This is a genomic window from Chitinophaga sp. NPDC101104, from assembly GCF_050277495.1.
Taxonomy (GTDB): domain Bacteria; phylum Bacteroidota; class Bacteroidia; order Chitinophagales; family Chitinophagaceae; genus Chitinophaga.
In genome coordinates this window covers 956,430-979,513 of sequence record NZ_JBNNSF010000001.1, presented here as the reverse complement: position 1 = coordinate 979,513, position 23,084 = coordinate 956,430, and the positions used below count along the sequence as shown (strand labels likewise).

At 56.9% G+C, this 23,084-nt stretch carries 17 protein-coding genes; 6 read left to right on the top strand and 11 right to left on the bottom strand.

Annotation, left to right across the window (positions count from 1 at the left end; translation table 11 throughout):
- Positions 1 to 6 precede the first annotated feature (6 nt).
- On the top strand, positions 7 to 1,578 hold the full coding sequence (locus tag ACQKLP_RS04170; RefSeq protein ID WP_427320336.1) for a YifB family Mg chelatase-like AAA ATPase: 1,572 nt from the start codon (positions 7 to 9) through the stop codon (positions 1,576 to 1,578).
- Between the two features lie 83 nt (positions 1,579 to 1,661).
- Here ACQKLP_RS04170 and ACQKLP_RS04165 read toward each other — a convergent pair whose 3' ends face one another.
- Positions 1,662 to 3,800 carry an elongation factor G gene (locus tag ACQKLP_RS04165; protein ID WP_427320334.1) on the bottom strand — a complete coding sequence of 713 codons (2,139 nt, stop codon included), beginning with the start codon at positions 3,798 to 3,800 and terminating at the stop codon, positions 1,662 to 1,664.
- Between the two features lie 210 nt (positions 3,801 to 4,010).
- On the opposite strand from ACQKLP_RS04165, the gene ACQKLP_RS04160 reads away from it, so the two are divergent.
- From ACQKLP_RS04160 to ACQKLP_RS04150, 3 genes are all read left to right on the top strand, one after another.
- On the top strand, positions 4,011 to 5,810 hold the full coding sequence (locus ACQKLP_RS04160; protein ID WP_427320332.1) for an ABC transporter ATP-binding protein: 1,800 nt from the start codon (positions 4,011 to 4,013) through the stop codon (positions 5,808 to 5,810).
- 24 nt (positions 5,811 to 5,834) lie between these two features.
- Positions 5,835 to 6,272, top strand: a complete 438-nt coding sequence (locus tag ACQKLP_RS04155) for a DUF983 domain-containing protein (RefSeq protein WP_427320330.1) — start codon at positions 5,835 to 5,837, stop codon at positions 6,270 to 6,272.
- Positions 6,273 to 6,597: 325 nt separating this feature from the next.
- Entirely contained in the window at positions 6,598 to 7,803 is a 1,206-nt protein-coding gene (locus tag ACQKLP_RS04150; RefSeq protein WP_427320328.1) for a YncE family protein, read from the top strand.
- Positions 7,804 to 7,878: 75 nt separating this feature from the next.
- On the opposite strand, the gene ACQKLP_RS04145 is transcribed toward ACQKLP_RS04150, so the two are convergent.
- From ACQKLP_RS04145 to ACQKLP_RS04100, 10 genes are all read right to left on the bottom strand, one after another.
- Entirely contained in the window at positions 7,879 to 8,481 is a 603-nt protein-coding gene (locus ACQKLP_RS04145; RefSeq protein ID WP_427320326.1) for a hypothetical protein, read from the bottom strand.
- Positions 8,482 to 8,487: 6 nt separating this feature from the next.
- Positions 8,488 to 10,836, bottom strand: a complete 2,349-nt coding sequence (locus ACQKLP_RS04140) for a TonB-dependent receptor (protein ID WP_427320324.1) — start codon at positions 10,834 to 10,836, stop codon at positions 8,488 to 8,490.
- Between the two features lie 79 nt (positions 10,837 to 10,915).
- Positions 10,916 to 11,251 (bottom strand): hypothetical protein, encoded by a 336-nt coding sequence (locus tag ACQKLP_RS04135; RefSeq protein WP_427320322.1) that lies wholly within the window; start codon positions 11,249 to 11,251, stop codon positions 10,916 to 10,918.
- Between the two features lie 61 nt (positions 11,252 to 11,312).
- On the bottom strand, positions 11,313 to 12,890 hold the full coding sequence (locus tag ACQKLP_RS04130) for a DUF1501 domain-containing protein (protein WP_427320320.1): 1,578 nt from the start codon (positions 12,888 to 12,890) through the stop codon (positions 11,313 to 11,315).
- Between the two features lie 19 nt (positions 12,891 to 12,909).
- A complete protein-coding gene (locus tag ACQKLP_RS04125) occupies positions 12,910 to 14,562 on the bottom strand; it encodes a DUF1800 domain-containing protein (RefSeq protein ID WP_427320318.1) in 1,653 nt (550 codons plus the stop codon).
- Between the two features lie 265 nt (positions 14,563 to 14,827).
- Complete coding sequence (locus ACQKLP_RS04120) at positions 14,828 to 16,006, bottom strand: acetyl-CoA C-acyltransferase (protein ID WP_427320316.1); 1,179 nt, start codon at positions 16,004 to 16,006, stop codon at positions 14,828 to 14,830.
- 48 nt (positions 16,007 to 16,054) lie between these two features.
- Positions 16,055 to 16,900, bottom strand: coding sequence for a DUF4249 domain-containing protein (locus ACQKLP_RS04115; protein WP_427320314.1), 846 nt, complete (start codon positions 16,898 to 16,900; stop codon positions 16,055 to 16,057).
- A 1-nt stretch (position 16,901) separates the two neighbouring features.
- Positions 16,902 to 19,556, bottom strand: a complete 2,655-nt coding sequence (locus tag ACQKLP_RS04110; protein WP_427320312.1) for a TonB-dependent receptor domain-containing protein — start codon at positions 19,554 to 19,556, stop codon at positions 16,902 to 16,904.
- A gap of 30 nt (positions 19,557 to 19,586) precedes the next feature.
- Entirely contained in the window at positions 19,587 to 20,546 is a 960-nt protein-coding gene (locus tag ACQKLP_RS04105; protein WP_427320310.1) for a FecR family protein, read from the bottom strand.
- 67 nt (positions 20,547 to 20,613) lie between these two features.
- Entirely contained in the window at positions 20,614 to 21,120 is a 507-nt protein-coding gene (locus tag ACQKLP_RS04100) for an RNA polymerase sigma-70 factor (protein WP_427320308.1), read from the bottom strand.
- A gap of 82 nt (positions 21,121 to 21,202) precedes the next feature.
- Here ACQKLP_RS04100 and ACQKLP_RS04095 point away from each other — a divergent pair, with 82 nt between their 5' ends.
- A complete protein-coding gene (locus tag ACQKLP_RS04095) occupies positions 21,203 to 22,234 on the top strand; it encodes a quinone-dependent dihydroorotate dehydrogenase (RefSeq protein ID WP_427320306.1) in 1,032 nt (343 codons plus the stop codon).
- Positions 22,235 to 22,237: 3 nt separating this feature from the next.
- Positions 22,238 to 23,035, top strand: coding sequence for a TerC family protein (locus ACQKLP_RS04090; protein WP_427320304.1), 798 nt, complete (start codon positions 22,238 to 22,240; stop codon positions 23,033 to 23,035).
- Positions 23,036 to 23,084: the final 49 nt, after the last annotated feature.

Below are 23,084 nucleotides of genomic sequence, written 5' to 3'. Positions count from 1 at the left end.
TTCCCAATGCTCGTCAGAATTTTTGGCAGCGCCATTCACGGCGTGGATGCCATTACCATTACAATTGAAGTCAATGTAGGCCAGGGCACGCGGTTTTGCCTGGTGGGCCTGCCAGACAATGCCGTCAAGGAAAGCGAATACCGGATCGAGACGGTGATCAAGAACACCGGTTACCGGATGCCCCGTTTGCGGACGGTGGTGAACATGGCGCCGGCGGATATCCGCAAGGCAGGTGCTGCGTATGATCTGCCCATTGCGCTGGGGATTTTGGCGGCATCCGAACAGGCGGTTTTCCAGCAGCCGGTGGAACGGTTCGTCATCATGGGGGAATTGGGGCTGGACGGGACGTTGCGCCCTGTGCGCGGGGCTTTGCCGATGGCCATGCGCGCCCGGCAGGAAGGGTTCTCCGGCATGATACTGCCCTGTCAAAATGCGCTGGAAGCCGCGATGGTGGAAGGGATCGATGTGTACGGCATGGCGCATGTGCGGGAGGTGCTGGCTTTTCTGGAAGGAAAGGAATCGCGAAGTCCCGAGCCGCCGACCGCTTACCAGCCGGGCTTTCCGGAGGGGCTCGATTTTTCGGAAGTGAAAGGGCAGGAAACGATCAAGCGGGCGATGGAGATCGCCGCGGCGGGCGGCCATAACATCCTGCTGGTGGGGCCTCCCGGCGCAGGCAAGACGATGCTGGCACGAAGGCTCCCTACTATTCTGCCGCCACTCACACTCGCCGAAGCCCTCGAAACCACGCGCATCCATTCCGTAGCGGGGAAACTAAACGCTACGGACGGCGTGCTCACTTCCCGCCCCTTCCGTTCCCCGCATCACACCATCAGCGAAATGGCGATGGTGGGCGGCGGGAGCATTCCCCAGCCCGGAGAGATCTCGCTGGCGCAACACGGCATCCTTTTCCTCGACGAACTGCCAGAGTACCGGCGCTCCGTGCTCGAAGTGCTGCGGCAGCCCATGGAAGAAAGGTGCGTCAGTATTTCGAGGGCGCGCCAGGCGATGGAGTTTCCGGCTACGTTCCAGTTGGTCGCAAGTTGTAACCCATGTCCCTGCGGCTTCCTGAATCACAGGGAGAAGGCGTGTACATGCCATCCGACCGCTGTCAGAAAATACTTCAACCGCATTTCCGGGCCTTTGCTCGACAGGATCGATCTGCACGTGGAAGTAATGCCCGTCGCGCCTTCCGCACTGGCAGATTCTCCGCCGCCGGAATCCAGCGCCGACATACGCGGCCGGGTGGTGGCTGCGCGGCAACTGCAATCCAAACGTTTCAGGAGCCTGGAAATTTCATTCTCGCCCGGTGATAAAAAACAACATCCGGACGCATACTGCAATGCGCAGATGAACAAGGCGCAGCTGGAGAGATTTTGTAACCTGGTGCCTGAGGCACGGCAACTGCTGTCTACCGCCATGAACAGGCTGCAACTGAGCGCACGTGCTTATGACCGCATCCTCAAAGTTGCGCGGACGATCGCCGACCTGGAAGCATGCGAGCATATCGCGCCGCGCCATATCGCCGACGCAATCCAATACCGCACGCTGGACCGCGCGAGTTGGGGCCATTCATTTTGAGAATTGGGACATGACCCACGGTACAGCGGTATTGCCGGACGCTTGCACCGGGGCATAGCGCTGGCGTCCGGGGATAATCCGGATCAGTGCTGGCCGTTCTGCTGTTCCACTTTCCGGTAGTCTTCGCTGAGTTTTTTCTGGACATCCGCCGGAACGGGTGCGTATTCCGCGAAGCTTACTTTCACCTTCGCTTTTCCCTGCGTAACGTTGCGCAGGGCGGCATACAGGTGATCCAGTTCCGCCTGCGGCGTTCGCGCCTTGATGACCTGTTTGGCGTTACCCGAATCCATGCCTGTAATGATGCTGCGATGGCTTTGCAGCTCGCTCATGATATCGCCCATCATGACGTCGGGCGCGGAGGCCTCTATGTCGTACACCGGCTCCAGCAGCTGGGGCGCAGCCTGGTGGAACGCTTCGCGGAACGCCATCATACCGGCGATCTTGAAGGAAATATCGTTACTGTCGACCGGGTGCATCTTGCCGTCGTACACACTTACGCGCACATCGCGCACGTAAGAGCCGGTGAGCGGGCCTTCATGCATTTTTTCCATCACCCCTTTGAGGATCGATGGCAGGAAGCGCGCGTCTATCGCACCGCCCACGATGCAATTGTTGAACACGAGCTTTCCGCCCCAGCTGAGCGCGATCTCTTCCGTATCGCGCACCGGGAACTCCTTGAGGGCCGGCATGCCGTCGAACCAGGGCTCGATCTTCATGAAAACCTCGCCGAACTGGCCCGCGCCGCCCGATTGTTTTTTGTGCCGGTACGTTGCCTGCGCCGCCTTCTGGATCGTTTCCCGGTAAGGAATGCGCGCCGGCAGGTAATCCACCTGCATGCCATACACATGCTCCAGCCGCCATTTGGTGACGGCAAGATGCAGCTCTCCCTGGCCGTGGAGGATGACCTGCTTCAGTTCGCGGTTGTACTCCACTTCGAGCGTAGGGTCTTCCATGTGGATCTCGTTCAGCACTTCACCGAGCTTTTCATCGTCTGCCTTGTTTTTGGCGACGATGGCCGTGCGGACGCGCGGCGCCGGGAAGTGGACGGGATCGATCTGGGCGTTGAATTTCGGATCGTTGAGGGTATGATTGGTGAAGGTGTTTTTCAGTTTGAGGGTGCAGCCGATATCGCCGGAACGGAGGCGGTCAACGGGCTGTCGGTTCTTTCCGTCTGCGATGAACAGCTGGTTCAGCCGTTCCGACGTACTGCCTTTTTCGTTGTAGAATTCCTGTCCGGCTTTCACTTCGCCGCTCATTACCTTAAAAAAGGAAAGCTTGCCGATGTGGGGCTCCAGGAGGGTTTTGAAAACGAAAAGACAGGCGGGCCCGGCGGGGTCGCAGGGCACTTCGCGGCCGTCTTCCGTGACTTCCGGGGGCATTTCCACGGCGGAAGGGGCTACGTTATCGATGAACCCCATCAGCCTGCCGCTGCCCATATTCCGGAGGGCGCTGAGGCAGAATACGGGGAACACCTGGTGTTTCATCATCCCGATCTTCAGGCCTTGCCGCAACTCGTCCTCATCCAAACTGCCTTTTTCGAAGTACAGTTCCATGAGGGCGTCGTCGTTTTCGGCGGCTTTTTCGACGAGGGCGTTATGCCATTCGTCTGCCTGCGCTTTTTCGTCGTCGGGGATGGGGAGTTTTTCGGGTTTGCCGCCACCTTCGGGGAAGCGGTACATGGTCATTTTGAGGAGGTCGATGATGGCGTTGAAGCCGGGCCCCTGGTTCACGGGGTATTGCATAAGGGTAACGGCCGGCCCGAAGAACTGCCGGGCCTGCTCCAGCACCTGCTGGTAGTTGGCGTTTTCATGGTCGAGCTGGTTGATGGCCAGGATGGTGGGCTTGCCGTAGCGGTCTACATAATCCCAGATCTGCTCTGTGCCCACTTCCACGCCGTTGTAGGCATGCAGCAGCATCACGGCGGTGTCGCACACCCGGATGGAGGAAGCCACTTCGCCCATGAAGTCTTCCAGGCCCGGGGTGTCGATGATGTTGATCTTGTAATCCCGCCACTCGGTGTGCAGCGTGGTGGCGTACACGGAGTTGCCCCGGGCGTGCTCTACTTCGTGGTAGTCCGACACGGTGTTCCGCTCCTCCACGGAGCCGCGTTTTGGGATAATGCCGGCCTCGAAGAGCATGTCTTCGGCCAGCGTCGTTTTGCCGCTCTTGGCAGCGCCAATGAGCACAACGTTTTTGATGTGTTTTTCGTCATACGTTTTCATACGGCAATTGTTTTGCGGTGAGGCGCCGGGGCGAGTGGGTTTGCCGTTCTGCGGGGAAATATCAGTTTGCGAGGCTCATAACATGCTGGTGGATGACCTTCCCGGCCGGATATTAATTTACGCAATTTTTAGGGTAAATACCGTGATTAGTACAGTTTAAAATCGATGTCGCAACACCGTTAGGGTAACAAATAACGCTAACTTTGCCCCATGAAATTATTACTGCAGTACCTCAAAAACTATAAATGGCTGGTAGTGGCCGCCCTCGGGCTTGCGACCGTCAACCAGGTCTTTTCCCTCATGGACCCCTGGATCTTCGGTGAGATCGTAGACAAGTTCGCCGATCATCCCACCACGTTTTCCGCCAAAAATGCAGTTGAAACCATTCCGCGGACCGAAAGCCAGTACCTGAGCGGAGTGTTGCTGTTGCTGCTGGCTTCCATCGGCGTGGCCATGGTATCGCGCATTGCCAAGGCGTTCCAGGATTATTTCGTGAGCGCCATCACCCAGCGCCTCGGGGCCAAAATGTACACAGACGGGCTCCGCCACTCCATGCGGCTGCCTTACCAGGAGTTCGAGGACCAGCGTTCCGGCGAAACCCTCGCCGTGCTCCAGAAAGTGCGCCTCGACACGGAAAAATTCATTTCCCAGTTCATCAATATCCTTTTCACCACCCTCGTAGGCGTCGTGTTCGTGATGATTTTCGCGTTCAGGGTCCACTGGTCGCTGGTGTTCGTATATTTCGGCGGCTCCATCCTCCTGGGCTGGCTCATGAACGTGCTGAGCAAGCGCATCAAGGCCATCCAGAAGAACATCGTGAAAGAGACCACCGTGCTGGCGGGCGCCACCACGGAATCTTTGCGCAACATCGAACTGGTGAAAAGCCTCGGCCTTACCAACCAGGAAATCCGCCGGCTGAACGCCAATACCATGAAGATCCTGCTGCTGGAGCTCACCAAAGTGAAACGCGTCCGCAGTATCGCGTTCGTCCAGGGCACGTTCGTGAACCTCCTCCGCTCCTCGATCCTCTTCCTGCTGCTGTACCTGCTGTATGGGGACGTGGTGACGGTAGGCCAGCTGTTCTCCCTCCAGCTTTATTCCTTCTTCCTGTTCGGCCCCCTGCAGGAGCTGGGCAACATCATCCTCGCCTACCGCGAAGCCCAGGTCTCGCTCGATAACTTCCAGCGGATCTTGCAGACGCCGGTGGAGGAAACGCCCGCATCGCCGGCGAAACTTTCGCTGGTGAACGAACTGGCGTTCCGGGATGTGAGCTTCCAGCATATCACCGCCAAAAGCAAGGCGCTCGACGATATCACGTTCACGGTAAAAACCGGGGAAACCATCGCATTCGTAGGCCCTTCGGGAAGCGGCAAAACGACGCTGGTGAAATTGCTCGTGGGCTTGTATAAGCCCGGCGAAGGGCATATCCAGTACAACGGCATCGATTCCAATGCGCTGGACATCGAAGAACTGCGGCACCAGCTGGGCTTCGTGACGCAGGATACGCAACTGTTTTCGGGAACGATCCGCGAGAACCTCGCATTCGTGAACCCAAAGGCCACCGAAGAAGACATGATGAGCGCGCTCCAAAGGGCATCGGCCTACAGCCTCCTGGCGCGTGCGGAAAAAGGGATCGATACGGTGATCGGTGAAGGCGGGATCAAGATCTCGGGCGGCGAAAAACAACGTCTCTCCATCGCCAGGGCCCTGCTGCGGCAACCGAGGCTCCTGGTGTTCGACGAAGCCACCTCGGCGCTCGATTCCATCACGGAAGAAGAAATCACCCAAACCGTGCGCCACGTCACGTCCAGCAAGGAACACATCACCGTAATGATCGCGCATCGCCTGTCTACCATCATGCATGCCGACCGTATATACGTGCTCGAAAAAGGAAAGATCGTGGAAACCGGCGCGCATCACGACCTGCTCACGGAAAAAGGACTGTATTACGCCATGTGGCGCCAGCAGATCGGCGAACGCAAAACCACCGAAGTACCGGCAGCATCCTGAAATTAAATCGTATTTTTGCGCACCATGAGCAACAGACCGAATTATTTCCTCAGCATGCTGAAGATGAAATGCCCGCACTGCCGGAGAGGCGATATGTTCAAAAACAAAAATCCCTTCCAGCTGCGCTTCTCGAAAATCTTCGAGATGTACGACAGATGCCCCGTGTGCAATCAGAAATACGAACTGGAAACCGGGTTCTGGTTCGGGACGGGATATGTAAGCTACGCCCTCGGCATCGCCCTGTCTGTCTTCAACCTCATCTGGTACTGGTTTTTCTTCGGAATGAGCTGGGACGATAACAGCATTTTCTGGTGGCTCGGCGTTAACGGCGTCATTCTCATCGCGCTGCAACCCTGGCTGATGCGCATTTCCCGCGTCATCTACCTCTACTTCTTCGTGTACTACGACGAAGATACCGCCCAACTCCCCGATCCCGGGCATGGGCACGATCATTCCCACTGATTATTAATTCCTTATTTAATACACAAGGGCCGTGAAAACGGCCCTTTTTTGCTTTTCATCCAAAATCTGAGCAGTATGTCAGATCATCTTTAGTATGTTGAATGATGTTTTATTCCGGTGAATCGGACGGAGATCCATCCATCCTCAAATATATCTTATCATTTTCATTACGCCCCATTTTTTTCTCTCCCGACTGCGTGTAACACAAGCCCGGCGCGACTTACTTATCTCCCCGAAAATCGTTTTCAATAAATCGCTCCATTAATTTGCAACATTGATGCATTTTTATAGATTTGCAACTTTGTTGCACTTTAATAAACCTAACATGAAAAAACTCTTGCTCCCGGCCATTTTCGCCGGATTGTTCCTGGCAGCCTGCCGGAAAAACGACCAACCTGCCGTTCCCGGAGAACCCTCCAAACCGGAAGCCGCCTTTCTCCGCCTGATCGTCAGCGATGTAGACCAGGCGCGGATTTCAGTGGTCGACCCCCTGAAGAAAACCACGGTAAATTACCCCGTCACTTCCGCCCAGCCTTCGCTGTACGCCACCAGCACCGGCCAATTTGCTACCATCATCAGCCGCGCGGCGGGAAAAGTGGAATTCTTCAACACGGGCGTGGAAAAACATGGCGGGCATCTGCACATCCATAAAGCGGAAATGTCACCCGTCAAGTTCTCCGAAGCCGGGCCCACACATTTCTTCGGTCATGCCGGATTGAACGCGATCTTCAACGACGGCACCGGTTCGCTCAGCCTCTTTAAAGACGGCGACCTCGAAGGCGATGGCGGCACCGTGCTCCCCGTTGCGCAACCGCATCATGGCGCCATGGTCATCTTCGACGATTTCACCATCGCCGTAACGCAAAAAGACGGGTCCGTTTCCGGGACATTGCCGGAAAAAGTGAAGATCATCGACCGCTTCGGGAAAACGCTGCATGAGGCGAAAATCGCCACCAAAGGGATCCATGGCGATGCGGGCAACGGCAAGCTGGCCGCGTTCGGCAGTGCAGACGGCATCCTCATCGTGTCGCAGACCGGCGAGCAATCGCTCATCCCCTATCCTTCCAGCTTCGGTACCGCGTGGATCGGTACGGTATTGGGCAACAAGGCGCTGCCGCATTTCTTCGGGTACGTTTCGCTGGGGCTTTTCAAGATCGATCCCGCCAGCAAGCAAATCACGGAAGTTCTCAAAAACGATAACAACATCCATCAATACCTGCTCGACAGCGATGGCAAAAACCTCTACGTGCTGCTTACAGACGGAACGTTGAAAATCTTCGATGCGGTGACCGCCCAGCTCAAAAAAGAAGGGAAGATCACAACGGCCATTCCCGCAGGCGCCACCGCGGCGCAGAAGCCGTATTTCGCCGTGTCGCGCCGCGCGCTTTACATTACCGACCAGGCCGAAGCGGCGATACGTATGCTCGATCTGGCTACGCTGCAGCAAACGGCGAGCATCCCCGTGGGCGGGAAGCCGTTCAAGCTCATTGTAGCCGGCGACCAGGAAGGCCTCGAAGCCGGAGAACATTAAACCAGCCATCGTATACATCAGAAGGGGGACCAGCAATTGCCAGTCCCCCTTTCCTTTTGCCTGTCACGACTATTTTTACTTGATCTCGATCGGGAATTCTGCCTGTGCATCGGAGCTGCCGGGGCCGTAGGTACCATCTTTCCCGATGGGCTGATGGCGTACCACCATGCGGAAGTAACCTTTGAAACCCGCTTTGGTGGCCACATGCACCTGGAGGCCGACCGGAAGGTTCTTCCCGTCTTTGTCCAGCGGCGTTACCGTTGCGGCGGTGGTTACCGAATCGGTCACCTGCGCGTTGGCATTCACGAAAAACAGGTGAAAGATGCGATGTTCGCCGGCCTCTTTTTCGATTTCTTCGGTCACGTTATCTGCCGGGTTCTTGCGCTCGTCGAGCAGTTCGGTGGCCAGCAGGTAAGCAGTGTTGGCTTTCAGGTTGATGGGCGTGATCTGCGGCGCGGCGCCACCGGTGCCGTCCATGTCTTTCCAGGTCGCGATCACTTTTTCCGCCGGCGTGGCGGCATTGGTGAAGGTGAGCTTCACGGTGGTGATCTCTTCGTTCTCGTTTTCGTGCTCATGCTCATGATCGTCGTGTTTCTCCTTTTTGCAGGCGGAAAATGCGAGCACGGCGGCAGCGGCGAAAAATGCGATATAGTTGCGGGAAGTGAATATTTTTTTCATGATGGATCAGGAGGATTTTTTGCCGAAAATGAGCGGCAGTTTGAGTTTAAGGTAAATGTTGGCACCCGGCTCGTCTGCATAATACCGGAAGAGGTTCATGTAGTCGCGGTAACGGGTGTTGAGAATGTTGGTAGCGCCGAGGATGACAGACAGGGGTTGCCTGCCGAAATGCACGGTGCTGCCGGCTTCCAGGTTTAGCAGGTTATATGCGTCTGGCGGCGGGACGAGGTCTTGCCCGGCCGGATTGAATGGATTTTTCGGATCGGCAGGAATGCGCGTTTGCTTCGTCACGTTTTGCATGCTGATGGCGAAATAGTTGTCTTTCAGGCGTTTGGTGTTGCCGGGAAAGAAACTGATCTCGTGTTCGAAACGGTCGGAAGGCATGCTGATGAGCCAATCGTTGATATCCTCGTTCCAGGCGCGGAGCACGGATGCTTTCGTGGTGAGTTGCCATTTGGGAAGGAAGCGCCAGCGCAACTGGGCGTCCATTCCTTTGGTGGTGGCATCGGCGCTGGTATAGTACATGAACGGGAACGATCCGCGGATCGACACCACGATACTATCCGTCGGCTGCAGGAAGATGAAGTTGGAAAACTTGTTGTAATACAGGTTCACATCGGCTTCGAGTTTATCGCCCAGATCGTAGTGCAGCCCGAGGTTGAACTTGTTGGCGGCTTCTGCTTTCAGCCCTGCATTGCCCAGTTCGAACGTACCGGTACCGTGATGAAGCCCGTATGCATAAAGCTCGTTCACGCCGGCCGGGCGCCATGCCCGCGCGTAATTCACCGATGCGTGGAAGTTGTCCGTCATGCGGAACTGCGCGCCCACAGATCCGGAAAAGCTGCCGTACGTCTGTGTTTCATAGGCGATATCGTTCGTATTGTCGTTGATGTTATAGTACTCCTTGTTATCGTACCGCACACCGCCTTCGAGCAGCCATTTATTGTCGGGGCTCTCCCATTTTTCCGTCCAGAACAGGCCCCACTGGCGGCTTTCATAATTGGGTATGAAAAGCCTGCGCTGATAGCTGTTCTTCTGGTACATGCCACTGGCGCCGATGGTGCCCCGCAGGCCGTTCCAGGATTTGTGGTCCCAGAGCAGCTCGCCCGTCCACGTAGTGAGGAAGAGGTTCATCCGGTTTACGGAAAGGGCGGAATTGTAATCCAGTTCTTCGCGCTCGTTGAACTGCCGCGACACCACGAGGTTCAGTTTCCCCGCGTTGCCCGTGTTCACATATCCTTTCACCTTGAACAGTTCGTGTGCCACGTGCTGGTACGGCCGGTCGATGTTGTAGGAGAACCCTTCCGTGTATTGCGCCAGCGGACGGCCCTGTTTGATGGCCTGTTCCAGGTCGGTACGGTTGCCGATGTGGGCGCCTTCGAAAACGCCGAGGTTGGTGTTGAACTGCGAATAGAAAAGCTCCAATCCATAGTTCTTCTTTTTATACCCTGCGGCTGCGGAGAAATTGTATTCTTCCACGCCTGTGTTATCGAGCCAATAGCCGGGCGTTCTGGTGTTGCCCCCTTTGCGGAGGGTACCTTGCAGCCGCCAGCTGAGCCCCGGCACCGCGGGCACCTGTTGCTCGATGATGGCGCTCAGCGCGCCCAGGCGGTTGTTGGAAAAGGCGGACATATTCACTTCGCCAGCCAAGCCCGGCTTCACGGGCAAATCCCGCGGTTCCACGAGCACCACGCCGCCGATGGCATCGCCACCGTACCGGAGTGCGCCGGCGCCTTTCACGACCACGAGCTTATTGGCCAGGAAGGGGTCCACTTCCGGCGCGTGTTCCGATCCCCACTGCTGGCCTTCCTGGCGGATGCCGTTGTTGAGGACGAGCACGCGGTTGCTGTGCAGGCCGTTGATGACGGGTTTGGAAACGTTGGGACCGGTGGTCATGGCGGTTACGCCGTTCACCCGCTTGAGGGCTTCGCCGAGGGTGAGGCCCCGTGTTTTTTCCAGCTCCCGGCCGCTGAGCGATTCCACCGGTGCGGTGGTCACTTCCTTGGCGGCATGGCCGGTAATGGCGACTTCCTGCAACTGGGTAACGCTGTGCGGCAGCTCGATGTTCCGCCGCTCGTCTCCGCTTACCTGCCAGGAAAGCTCCACCGGCAAACAACCGATATGACTGATGTGAACGGTATAATTTCCGGGGCAAAGCCCGTCTATGGTGAATTGTCCTTTTTCGTTGCTCTTCGCGATATGGCCGTTTTCTTTCACGACGATGGTGGCGCCAGACAGCGGTTTCTTCGTTTCGCTGTCGGTGACCGATCCGCCGATGCGGATGGTGCATTGTGCCATCGCCGGTGCCGTCCACGCGAATGCGAGGAGCCCGCACAGCCATGCGCGTAATCTCAAATTTCTCATCTGGTTACAATACGTCGGGGGCAGTAAGCAAAACTGCCGGTGATAAATGCGATGTGGGAGGATGAAGGGGTTAAGCGGCAGGAGGCGCCCTGAGCGAGCAATAGAGCACCGGCGCTACCGGTACGGGAACGGGCTGCACGGATGGCAGCTCGGCGAAGATAAAAGGCACCGAAGCCAGGTGCACGCTATGCTCCGGGAGAAAAGACTCCATGGCGCCATGCAACCAGTCGCAGTGCTGGTGAACGGTGGAAATGACCGGCCCGTGCGCATAAATGGCACTGCAGGCAGGCTCGTCTACCGTGTCCTCGTGGCCGGAAAAATGATGCAGGTACTCCCGGGGCGTCAGGTAAATACTGAAGACGCCCAGGAGGAGAAAAACGCTGATTTGTAGCAAACGCTGTTTCAATGTACCCGGTTTATCCCGCCAAAGATAACCTTTTTCTTACAATTGCAACATTGTTGCATGATTAACGGACTTTCATCATGGTACGCACCTGCTGGGCCGCACCATTCTGGAAGCGCACGTAATACATCCCGGACGGAAGATGCTCCCCGTCGAACGTATGCGTGTAATTGCCTGCGGCATGCTGGCGGTCTACCGGCTTGGCGATCAGCCTGCCCATGGTGTCGAACACCTGGATCAGCGTATGCCCGCCGCGGGTTTTGTAGCTGAGTACCGTTTTGGTGGAGAAAGGATTGGGATAATTGGTGATGAGCGTTTCATCGTCGCCCACGCCGGGGATGCCCGTCACCACGCTACAGGCCAGCCCGTTGACGAGCGGCAGGCTCTGGTAGTTGTTCAACATGATCTTGTTCAGTTCGGAAGAAGGCACGCAGAACCACTGTTCGAGCAACGAGGCATACACCGAACGGAAATCGTATTGCATGGGCACATTGTCTACCGGCGACGCCGCATCGGGCATGGTCGGGTTGTTGCCCAGGATCTGCTGGTTCACGTAATCGCCGAAAACGATCATGGGCGCGGAGTTGCCGTGGTCGGTTCCCATACTGCCGTTGGATTTGATCCTTCTGCCGAATTCGGAGAACGTCATCCCCACCACGCGCTGCGATTTCTTCTGCTGCTCCAGGTCTTTCATGAAGGCATGGATGGAGGAAGACACCATGTCCAGCAAATGCGCGTGGGTACCGGTGGTGGTATCGCCGCTGTTGGTCTGGCTGGCGTGCGTATCGAAACCGCCGATGCCCACCATGTACAGCCGGGTCTTGAGCCCGCCCGCCACCAGCCTGGCCACGATCTTCAGCTGCGCGGCGAGGTGATTGTCCGGATAAGCCCGCTGGTTGGTCACTTTCGAAGCCGCCGCCTTGATGACGTCTGCATAGCGGTTGGTTTGCCGCTGGATCTGGCGGATATATTTCAATTCCTTTCCGGCCCGGGTGTTGGGCACGGTTTCTTCGATATTTTCAAGGAGGTTGTAGAAGTCTGTAGGGCTGGTGACCGCCATCCCAAAGTTGCCGCCCGCGCCCACGAAAGACGGGGAAACGATCGATCCGATCTGGATGGCCGGCGGATCGGGCATTTCGGCGTTCGGGTAACCTGTGGGGTAGCCGGGGTATTCGGTATCGAGGAAACGCCCGCCCCAACCGGTTTCCAGCACCACGTTCGCATCCGAGCCCGTGAGCCAGATATCGGTAGCGCGGAAGTGGGAAAAGTTCGGGGAAGGATAGCCGACCGACTGGATAATGGACACATGGCCTTCATTATACAAATCCCGGATGCCGGTCATGGAAGGATGGATGCCGGTTTTGGTCTGTCCGGCGAGGCGCAGCACGCTGCCTTCGGGGATAGCGATATTGGAGCGTGCGGCGCTGTATTTGCCGTACTGGTCCAGCGGGATCACCATGTTCAATCCATCATTCCCCCCATTCAGCTGGATCATCACCAACACGTGATCATTGTCGAGCGCCGTCTTTTCCAGCGCCGCCAGGAACGGGGACGCGGCAAAAGCCTTGATGGAAAAGCCGTTGATAAAGGAGGGCAGGATAGTTGCCGGGGCGGTATATCGGAGGAAATCTCTGCGTTTCATAATTAGGTTTTCAACGTGATCAGGCCAGGTGATATTCTGACAGGTTCATGATGGTTTTGTAAAGGGCTTTCAGCATGTCTACGACCAGTGCTTTGTTCATCGCGTCAGACGGGTCGGAGATATAGATATTCCAGACCTGCGTCCAATAATAATCCTGTTGTTGCCCTTTGAGCAGGATATCGTTTTTGAGATAGGCTTTCATAGCGTCAGACAAATCCATCCGGTACAGGATCGCCAGTGCGTCGTTGATGAGCAGCACGGGGTTGGAAGGGTCTGGCAACTGTTGCGTGAACACGAGGGGATCGATGCGCAACGTCTGGCCCATGGAAATATACCCGGTGGTGATCATCTGGTCGGCCAGGAAGTTCCGTTTCGGCAGGGTATCGGTATTGATCCACAGCTCGTGGAATTGGGGGGCGAGGTAATACGCGTCCCACCCGGAAACGCCCGGCGGATCGCCTATATTCTGCTGCATGTTGCCTGCGGCCGATTGCAGGGAACGCCATTGCGCGTAGGCTTTCATGTAATCTGAAGCCGGCGCGAATTGTACGCCGAACTCGCGGCACATGCCTACGGTATAGTCTACCGGGCTTTTGATGAGGCACGACATATTCGCCGGATCGTAGAAATGTTCGCTTTTGAAAAGTGCGGAAAGCACCGGTCGGATATCGTAATTGGCGGCGCGGAAAATATCGGCCAGCGGGGAGATCACGTCGTTTTCAGCGGCGGAGTCGATTTCGTAGTAGATGAAAAACTGGTAGAGTTTGCGGCAGATGAATTTCGCCACTTCATGCTGTGCGAAGATGATGGTGAGCAGATCGTCCAGCTCGGTAGTGCCGTTGGGCCCGGTTTTGCCGGTGATGACCTTGTTGGAGAACCAGCTGGAGAACTGTTTATTCTGATAATCGTGTTTCGTGGGATCGAAGTAGCTGGTGATGTTCGTTTTGTCGACCTTATACCCGGTGAGCACGTGTGCGATGGCGCGAACGTCTTCTTCCTGGTACAGGGAATCGGGGCCTTTGCCGCAGGTGAAGAGCTCGAGGAGCTCGCGGGCATAGTTTTCGTCGGCCGCGGTGGCTTCGTTGAGATAACCGTTGAGGTAGACGAGCATGCCGGGATCGATGGTGACCGCTTTGGTGAGGGCTTTGAAGTTCCCCAGGGCGTGTGCGCGAAGGGTAACGTTGTGGGCGTACATGAAGCGGGCATCCTGGATGGTTTGTGTTTCGGTGGCGAAGTGGTTATGCCAGAACAGCACCATTTTTTCGTGGATAGACCGTTGCTGGTTGAGCATGAGGCCGGTCCACCAGGCTTTGTAGCTATACCGCCGGTGATCGTTGAGGTCTTCATCTCCTTCGGGGGCCGTTACCCAGGGTGCTCCGGGGACCACGCCGGTGGGGTCTACATAGCCGCCGGTCTGGTAGCTGTTGACGGGGGGCGTGGGAACGGAGGCGTTGGGCACGAGCAGGGCATCCACCGCCTGGTTGAGGCTCATGGCGCCGAAGTGCTTGACGTCTGCCGGCGCGGCGCCGAACATGGCGCGTTTCAGCAGATGCACCACCTGCGCGGTGCCCCAGGGGCCTGAATAGGGCGCTATGCCGGTGAAAGTCCGGGCAGCTTTGGCTGGAGCGGCTTTGCGGGAGGAGTTGAGTGTGAGGAACGATCTGCGGTCCATCGGGGATACGGTTAAAAGGCGGTCAAAATTTTGAGTTGATAGACTGCCGGGAAGACCCGCTGCAGCCGAATTCCGCAACCAAATTAGTAAAAAGTTTAATTCAATTGTATTATTTTATATGTTTGGCGGTGTTTTACGCAAAGCAAGAAGCGAACGATATACCGGAAGCGAAAGCTGATAAAGGAAAAAGCCGCCGAAGTGAGTGACACAACGGCGGCTGATAGTTGATGACAAGCTGGCTTTAAAAAAATCTTTCCGGAAAAGATCACGCGAGGTTTTCGATGATGCCCGCGATGCCTTGTCCACCGCCGACGCAGGCGGTTACAATACCATATTTTTTGTTGAGTCGCTGCATATCGTTCAGCAACTGTACCGTCAGTTTTGTGCCCGTGCAGCCCAGCGGGTGCCCCAGTGCGATGGCGCCCCCGTTGATGTTCACGATGTCGGGGTCCATGCCCAGCTCACGGATCACGGCGATGGATTGGGAAGCGAACGCCTCGTTGAGTTCCACGAGATCGATGTCGCCGAGCGATTTGCCGGCCTGGCGCAGCACTTTCGGCACTGCGGCCACGGGCCCGATGCCCATGATGCGCGGATGAACGCCGGCAGATGCGCAGGCCACCAGGCGGCCGATGGGTTGTAGGTTCAGTTCTTTCACCATTTTTTCGCCCATCACGATCACGAAAGCGGCGCCGTCGCTCGTTTGGGAAGAGTTGCCCGCCGTTACCGAGCCACCGGCTGCAAATACCGGTTTCAGTTTGGCGAGTGCATCGATAGAGGTGTCGGCACGCGGCCCTTCGTCCGTATCCACGACCCAGGATTTGGTCTGTTTCTTCCCTTTTTCGTTCACGAACACGTCTTCCACGGTAATGGGAAGGATGCCGGGCTTGAAATAGCCGTTCTGGATGGCGTTGATGGCTTTGAGATGGGATTGCAGGCTGAACTGGTCCTGCTCTTCGCGGCTCACTTTATATTCTTTGGCTACCGCTTCGGCGGTGAGGCCCATGCTGAGGTAATAATCGGGATTGGTGGTGGCCACGCTGTAAGCGGGAACGGTTTTCCAGCCTGCAGTGGGCACGAGGCTCATGCTTTCCGTACCGCCGGCGATGATGCAATCCGCTTGTCCGCTGCGGATCTTAGCCGTGGCGATGGCGATGGTTTCGAGACCGGAGGCGCAATACCGGTTCACGGTCATGCCCGGCACGTCGATCCCCAATGCGCGGACGCTGATCATCCGGCCGATCTGGAGGCCCTGTTCGGCTTCCGGCACCGCGTTCCCCACGATCAGATCGTCTACCCGGTTCGGGTCCAGCTGCGGAACGGAACCCAACAAACCCTTGATCACATCTACGGCCAGATCGTCGGGCCGGTAAAACCTGAGCCCGCCTTTCTTCGATTTCGTCACCGCCGTTCTGTATCCTGCTACGATATATGCGTCTTGCATGGTTATCTCCTTTTGTTTGGTATTCTCCAAATTTAAGGAATTCCAGCCTTATTTGATCGGTATCTCCATCCAGGCGGAAGAAACCCCGGCAAATATCCCGTAACCCTTGTCCACATTGGAATAGACGATAGCCGGGTCTACGAAAAGATTGCCGTCGCCGGAGCTTTGGAGCTGGAGCGACTTCAAATATTGCCAGCTGGCGGAAGTGAGGCCGGTCACCTCCAGCAGCAGCACTTCATCTTTCACCAGCACCTGCCGCGTCTGGAGCACCACGAGGATGTCGCGCCCGTCGAAACGCTCGTCGGGGATGAGGGAAAATTCGTGGTAGGTTTCGGTGATGAGGTCGGTGAAACTATTGTTGTACGAGGGATCGAAGCGGTATTCTTTCCGCGATACGGGCACATATGTCCCGCCTGCCCCTTTTTTCGCCGCAAACAGCCTGATCCGGTACCGGTCTGCGCCAGGCCGATCGTCGAGGTACACTTTCACGCGGTTGCCGCCCGCCTGGGCGAAGGGGTCGTGGAGCCGGGGCCGCCGGGGCAGCGTGTCTTCCGCTTTCACGCCGGGCAATCCGGCGGCGGTCACTTCGATCCGGTAAGGTTTTCCGGCAGCCACGGTTGTGGCAGACACGTAATATCCCTTGCCGTTGATTTCGCGGAACTGCATCGTCATGGGCGCATCGCCGGCGGTCAGTTTGATGGTGGCGTTTTTTATTTCCGGGAAAGCCGTGGCGCCGGGGGGCTGCGAGCGGGTAAGGCGGAGGTAGACGACACTGTCTTCCTGCACGAGGCTGTTCACGACGATCCTGTCGCCTTCATACGGCACCGGGATATCCGCACTTTGTTCGCAGGCCGCGAGCGCTGTGATGGCGAGGAGATAAGCTGCTTTTTTCATATCAAAACCTGACTGACCACGAAACGCTGGGCAGCACGGGCAGGATGCTCAGCATCGTGAGCTCGCGCTTTTGCGAATCGGGATTGTGTTTATAATAGTAGAAAAACGGGTTCTTGCGATTGTAGGTATTGTACAGCCCGAAACTGAGCATGTACCGCGCTTTCTTGCGCTGTTTGGTATAAGTGGCGCCAAGGTCGAGGCGGTGCACGTCGTGCATGCGAACGGTATATTGATCGCGGTACACATCCACCGGCTGCGAGCCCGGTTCGAATTCCGGCGGGGGCATGTGGGGCGATGGCTCCGTGATGTTCTCATAGCTCGCCACGGGCAGCGTGAGCGGTAATCCGCTGGCGTATTGCCATTGGGCGGAAACTTCCCATCGTTTGCCCAACTGGTGCGTCAGCACCACTTCCAGCTCGTGCCGCCGGTCGTATTTGTAGGGGAAAACCCTGCCCTGGTTGATGTTCGGGAAAGCACGGCGGCTCCAGGCGAGCGTGTATCCGATCCATCCCTTGAACCGGTCCTGCTTTTTCTGCAAAAGCACTTCGGTGCCGTAGCTCCATCCACGGCCCACCACCACCAGGTCTTCCCAGCTTTTGGTAGCCGAACTGAAATCCGCGTTCTGCTCCTGGTACTGGATGACGTTTTCCATCCGCTTGTAATAACCTTCCACCGACAATTCGTACCGGTTATCGTTCGTCGTTTTCGCCAGGCCCAGCGCCAGTTGCTGCGCGTGCATAGGCGGCACCTTGTCTGTAGCGGCCACCCAAAGGTCGGTAGGCAGGAATGTGGCGGCGTTGTTGGTGAGCAGGTGGATGTATTGCGTCATCACCGTGTACGACATTTTCAGCGCCCATCTCCGCGGCAGCATGTACCGGAAGCCGAGGCGCGGCTGTATGGACGTGTACGCCCTTCCCTCCACCAAAAAAGCCGACGCGTGTACGCCGAGGTTGAGGTGCATGGAGTCGCGGATCTTCCAGTCGTTCTCGAAATACAACGACAGCTCCACGCCGCCATGCGTCTGGTCGTTGTAAGTGGTATCGGCCAGTTGCTGGTCGTCGGAAACATTATTGAACGCCGTGATCCCCGGCCTGAACACATGCCAGGTCCCCTGCGCGCCGAAACGCACGACATGGCTGGGGTTCGGCCGGTAATCGAAATCGATCTTCGCGCCGAGATTGTCCACTTTCGAATAATACCTGCCGAAAGCGTTGTCGTTTTCGCGCAGCCGCGGCGTATCGAGCGCCATGTATTTGTAAGTGTAATTGGTATTGAAACGGAACTGGGAATAATTGACGGTGACGTTGGAAAACAGCTGCGGATTGAAGATATGGTTCCAGCGGAGCGCATAGGCCTGGTTGCCCCATCCCAGCCGGAATTTCATCTCTTCATGGTATCTTTTCGGCGCGCCCTGCACCGAATCGAACACTTCGTTGCGGTGCATCGTGAGATTGTCTTCCCCGCCATAAGCGCTGAGGTAAAGGCGGTCTTTCGGGGAAAAGATGTGGTTGATCTTGAGGTTCGCATCATAGAAGTACGCCCAGAATTCCCCCTGTTCGCCCAACTTCAGTTCCTTGTTGGCCGCATCCTGCAGGAGCAGATCGGCATACGTCCGCCGCGCGGTGAGGATGTAGGAAGTTTTCCCTTTGACGATCGGCCCTTCGGCCGCCATGCGCGACGCGAGCAGCCCGATCGACAGCTCGCCGTGATGGTTGTACATATCGCCGTCTTTCATGGAAATGTCCACGACGGAAGACAGCCGTCCGCCGTACCTCGCCGGGAACGCGCCTTTATACAGGTCCACATTTTTAATGACGTCCGGGTTGAAGACGGAAAACACCCCGAACAGGTGCGTCGAATTATAGACCGGCGTACCATCCAGCAGGATGAGGTTCTGGTCGGGGCTTCCACCCCTGACGTGTATGCCGCTCGTTCCTTCCATCCCGCCGCTCACGCCGGGCATGGCCTGTATCGACCGCAAAACGTCCGCTTCTCCCAAAATACGCGGCATCGTTTTCGTTTGCGACATATTAACGTTCACCTTGCTCATCTGCGTCTGGTCCTGCAGCCGCGGCAAGGCTTCCGAGACTTCCACTTCCCTGAGGGTGTTGGACGGGCGCAGCTTGAAATTGAGCTGTTTGCTGTCGCGCTCGCGGACGGGTACCTGCATGGCGTTGTATCCGGTGTAGGACACGAAAAGCGACAATGTGTCGCGGAGCGTGGTGAAGCTGTAGAACCCGTAATTATTGGTGACGGTGCCGGCTTTGAGATGCGGGGCGTAAACGGTGGCGCCGATGAGCTTTTCGCCGGTGGCCGCATCTTCCACATATCCGCTGATGGTGCGCTGGAAGGGCTGTTTGGCGGCCAGTACCAGTAATCCTCCGATGCGGCGGTACTGGATGCCGTTGTCGGCGAAGAGCTGATCGAGCACTTCGCGCAGGGGCATATCGCGGACGCGGAGGGTCATGCGGCGGTTGAGATTGACAACGTCGCGGCTATAGGAAAACGGAATGCCGTAAGTTTTTTCCAGATGGTCACAATACACGTAAAGGGGCTGATCTTCCAGGGAGACCGAGATCCGGGTGCGCCAGTTCCATGCGAACACCTGCAGGGGGAGTATTGCCAGCAGCAATAATCCCGGCAGGACTTTCTTCATTTGCAAGCAATTGACTTTGACGAATAATTGTTACAGCGGCTGCAGCCTGTATGTGCCCGGCGCGGGTGTTTCCACCGATGCGGAAACCATAAACGCCAGGGCGTCCATCACTTCTTCCACCGATTCTCCGGAAAAGCGGGTGGTGATCCGTTTTTCCAGTATCGCGGGGTCGGCGACGGTGATTTTGACATGATATTCTTTTTGGACCGCTTCCACTACCTGGGCGAAAGGCACGTCTTCGAAGCTCAGGCCTTGTTCTCCTTTCACTTCGAATTTCCCGTTGGCGTCGTTGCGCCGGAGGGTCATCCCTTCGGTCATCACCACAGGCTTGCCGAGATCGGGGTCGGTCACCTGTATTTTCCCGCTTTCGACGCGGATGAACAGAGAGGTGTCCCACTCCACGGTGAACTTCGTGCCCAGCACCTGGATTTCCGTTTCACCTGCCTCCACGATGAAGGGTTTGCCGGCGGCGGGGGCGATGTCGAAGCTGGCTTTACCTTTTACGCGAACGCGCCGTTCCTTTTCTCCAAAATCCTCATCCACGGTCAGTTTCCCGTTTCCGGCGAGCTGGATGCGGCTGCCGTCGTGCAGATCGGCGGTTTGTCCGCCGGAAAACGACTGTTCACCGTTCCCTGCGCGTTTCACGCCCCAAATCCCCGCTACCACGAGCAGGGCTATGGCGGCGGCGGCCATCCATACCCTGTTTTTCCGGCGCATGGGCACCACTTCCGTTTCGGGAGCGGGCGTGGCCGGCTGGGCGGTGATGCTGGCACGGAGGCGTTCCCAGCTGCTGTCTGTACTGATGCCGAAGGAGGGGTCTCCGGGACGGGGGGCTTCCAGCAACTGGCGGACCGCACCGAGCGCGGCTTCGTTGGCCGGCTGGTCTTTCCGCCATGCTTCCACCCACGCGCGCTCGGGGGCTTCCGCCTCGCCCAGCAGGTATTTGCACAGCAAAGAATATAATGCCTCGTCTGGTTGCAGATGGCTCATGAACAGTTGTAAATATTAACTAGACGGAAAGAAGACGCGCGCCGGAGCGCCCATCCCCTATCCCGTATCAAAAAAACAGGTGCAGGTAATCCCGCAGTTCCTCATGGAGGATCCGCAGGGCCTTTCCCATCTGGTTCTCGACGGTTTTAACGGAAATATTCATCACAGTGGCGATCTCGGCGTATTTGAGCTGCTCTTTCCGGCTCAGGACGAACACTTCCCGGCATCGCTCGGGCAGTTTCCCGAGGGCCATCTCCAGCCGCCCCTCCAATTCGCGCGCCTGTACCGACAGCTGAACGGAATCGTCCTGCATCTTTCCGAAGGCGACTTCCTTTTCGGTCCGCACCTGCTGCTTCCGCCACTGGCTGATGGCCATATTCCGGATAGCGGTGAACAGGTACGACCGCTCCGATCCGGAAATACGGATATTTTCCCGCTTTTCCCATAACTGGGAGAAGACGAGCTGCACCACTTCCTCCGCCTCCCAGGGGTCTCCCGTGTAGTGCACGGCAAAGGCAAGACAGTGGCTGTGATGCTCGCGGAAGAGCTTTTCAAATGCGGCGAGGTCCAACATGATCGATGCGGCAAAATTAGGCGGCGGGGGCACATAAACCAAATAGTGCAGGGGTCTGGGCAATTTTATATCTTTGCGCGACATGTACGGTTTTATCAAAAAAATACTGTTCGGCTTCCCCCCGGAGCGCATACACTACGGTGTGATGCGCGGGCTGAAAGTCGTGAATGCACTGCCCTTCGGCAAGAATCTGCTGGACGCCTGCTGCCGCCCGAAAAACACGGGCCTGGAACGCAAACTCTGGGGCCTTACCTTCGCCAACCCGGTTGGCCTCGCCGCGGGTTTCGATAAAGACGCCCGGTTTATCGACGAACTGTCGCACCTCGGGTTCGGGTTCGTGGAAATCGGCACCGTTACGCCCCTTCCGCAACCGGGGAACGACCAGCCCCGCCTGTTCCGCCTCCCGGAAGACGAAGCCCTCGTCAACCGCATGGGATTCAATAATGAAGGCGTTCGCGCAGCCGCGAAAAGACTGCAGAAACGCAGGTCGAACATCATCGTCGGCGGCAACATCGGCAAAAACAAACTGACGCCCAACGAAGAGGCCGTGAGCGATTACGAAAAATGCTTCCACGCCCTGTTCGACGTGGTAGATTATTTCGTGGTGAACGTCAGCTCCCCCAACACGCCCGGCCTTCGCGCCCTGCAGGAAAAAGAACCGCTCAAGCAGCTGCTCCATCACCTGCAAATGCTCAATAACCAGAAACAGCAACCCAAGCCCATCCTCCTGAAAATTGCGCCAGACCTCACCAACGAACAGCTCGACGATATCATCGAGATCGTCCGGGAAACGGAACTGGCAGGGCTTGTGGCTACCAATACCACCATCAGCCGGGAAGGACTGCAAACGCCGGCCGCAGAACTGGAGAAGATCGGGGCCGGCGGCCTCAGCGGGCGCCCCGTGCGCGGGCGCGCAACGGAAGTGATCCGCTACATCCACCGGAAATCAGGCGGCACGATCCCCATCATCGCCGTAGGCGGCATCTTCACGGCTGCCGACGCACAGGAAAAACTAGACGCCGGCGCCAGCCTTGTACAGGTGTACACCGGCTTCATTTACGAAGGCCCCACCATCGTGAAGAAAATCTGCCAGGGATTATCCATTCAACCATAACCAATGATCGCATTTCAAGAACTCCTGACCATTGATTCCCTCATCAGTTTGCTGACCCTTACCCTCATGGAAGTGGTGCTGGGCATCGACAACGTAATTTTCGTTTCCATCGTCATGAACAGGCTGCCCGAGGAAAAACGCCTCAAGGCCCGCCGCATCTGGATGTTCACCGGCATCGCCGTGCGCATCGCACTGCTGTTGTGCATCGGGTACATCATCCGCGCCACACAGCCCCTGTTCTCCATTTTTGGGAACGACATCAGCCTCCGCGACCTCATCATGCTCGCCGGCGGTATCTTCCTCACCGTCAAAACCACTTTGGAAATCCACCACAAACTGGAAGGCGAAGACGAAGCCACGCCAAAGAGCGGCGCGCAGAAAACCGCCACTTCCCTGTTGAATGTGGTGGGGCAGATCATCGTGATCGACATCGTGTTTTCGTTCGACAGTATCATTACCGCCGTGGGTATCGCCAAGCATGTGGAGATCATGATCGTTGCGGTGATCATCGCGATGTTCGTCATGTTCACGTTCGCGCCGAAAATCAGTGCTTTCATTCACAAGCACCCTACTTTCAAAATGCTGGCGCTGTCTTTCCTCATCATGATCGGCGGCATCCTCATCATGGAAGGCTGGAATCCCGACGCCGTGCACGACCTTCACCTGAAGAACTATGTGTACTTCTCGATGGTGGTGGCGCTGCTCGTGGAGCTGCTGAACATGCGCATGCGCAAAAAACAGGCGGCCCATCCCGTGGAATTGCGCGGGCCGAAAGAGACCGACATCGAGCCGAAGAAATAAATCATGCCGGCATAAAACGAGAAAAGGCTGACCTGCGGGTCAGCCTTTT

Excerpts from the sequence above, each read along its gene's own strand:
- ACQKLP_RS04125 (WP_427320318.1), bottom strand. The coding sequence starts at position 14,562 with ATGGACCGCAGATCGTTCCTCACACTCAACTCCTCCCGCAAAGCCGCT.
- ACQKLP_RS04150 (WP_427320328.1), top strand. The coding sequence starts at position 6,598 with ATGAAAAAACTCTTGCTCCCGGCCATTTTCGCCGGATTGTTCCTGGCA.
- ACQKLP_RS04095 (WP_427320306.1), top strand. The coding sequence starts at position 21,203 with ATGTACGGTTTTATCAAAAAAATACTGTTCGGCTTCCCCCCGGAGCGC.
- ACQKLP_RS04110 (WP_427320312.1), bottom strand. The coding sequence starts at position 19,556 with ATGAAGAAAGTCCTGCCGGGATTATTGCTGCTGGCAATACTCCCCCTG.
- ACQKLP_RS04155 (WP_427320330.1), top strand. The coding sequence starts at position 5,835 with ATGAGCAACAGACCGAATTATTTCCTCAGCATGCTGAAGATGAAATGC.
- ACQKLP_RS04105 (WP_427320310.1), bottom strand. The coding sequence starts at position 20,546 with ATGAGCCATCTGCAACCAGACGAGGCATTATATTCTTTGCTGTGCAAA.
- ACQKLP_RS04115 (WP_427320314.1), bottom strand. The coding sequence starts at position 16,900 with ATGAAAAAAGCAGCTTATCTCCTCGCCATCACAGCGCTCGCGGCCTGC.
- ACQKLP_RS04130 (WP_427320320.1), bottom strand. The coding sequence starts at position 12,890 with ATGAAACGCAGAGATTTCCTCCGATATACCGCCCCGGCAACTATCCTG.
- ACQKLP_RS04160 (WP_427320332.1), top strand. The coding sequence starts at position 4,011 with ATGAAATTATTACTGCAGTACCTCAAAAACTATAAATGGCTGGTAGTG.
- ACQKLP_RS04120 (WP_427320316.1), bottom strand. The coding sequence starts at position 16,006 with ATGCAAGACGCATATATCGTAGCAGGATACAGAACGGCGGTGACGAAA.
- ACQKLP_RS04165 (WP_427320334.1), bottom strand. The coding sequence starts at position 3,800 with ATGAAAACGTATGACGAAAAACACATCAAAAACGTTGTGCTCATTGGC.
- ACQKLP_RS04090 (WP_427320304.1), top strand. The coding sequence starts at position 22,238 with ATGATCGCATTTCAAGAACTCCTGACCATTGATTCCCTCATCAGTTTG.
- ACQKLP_RS04145 (WP_427320326.1), bottom strand. The coding sequence starts at position 8,481 with ATGAAAAAAATATTCACTTCCCGCAACTATATCGCATTTTTCGCCGCT.
- ACQKLP_RS04170 (WP_427320336.1), top strand. The coding sequence starts at position 7 with ATGCTCGTCAGAATTTTTGGCAGCGCCATTCACGGCGTGGATGCCATT.
- ACQKLP_RS04100 (WP_427320308.1), bottom strand. The coding sequence starts at position 21,120 with ATGTTGGACCTCGCCGCATTTGAAAAGCTCTTCCGCGAGCATCACAGC.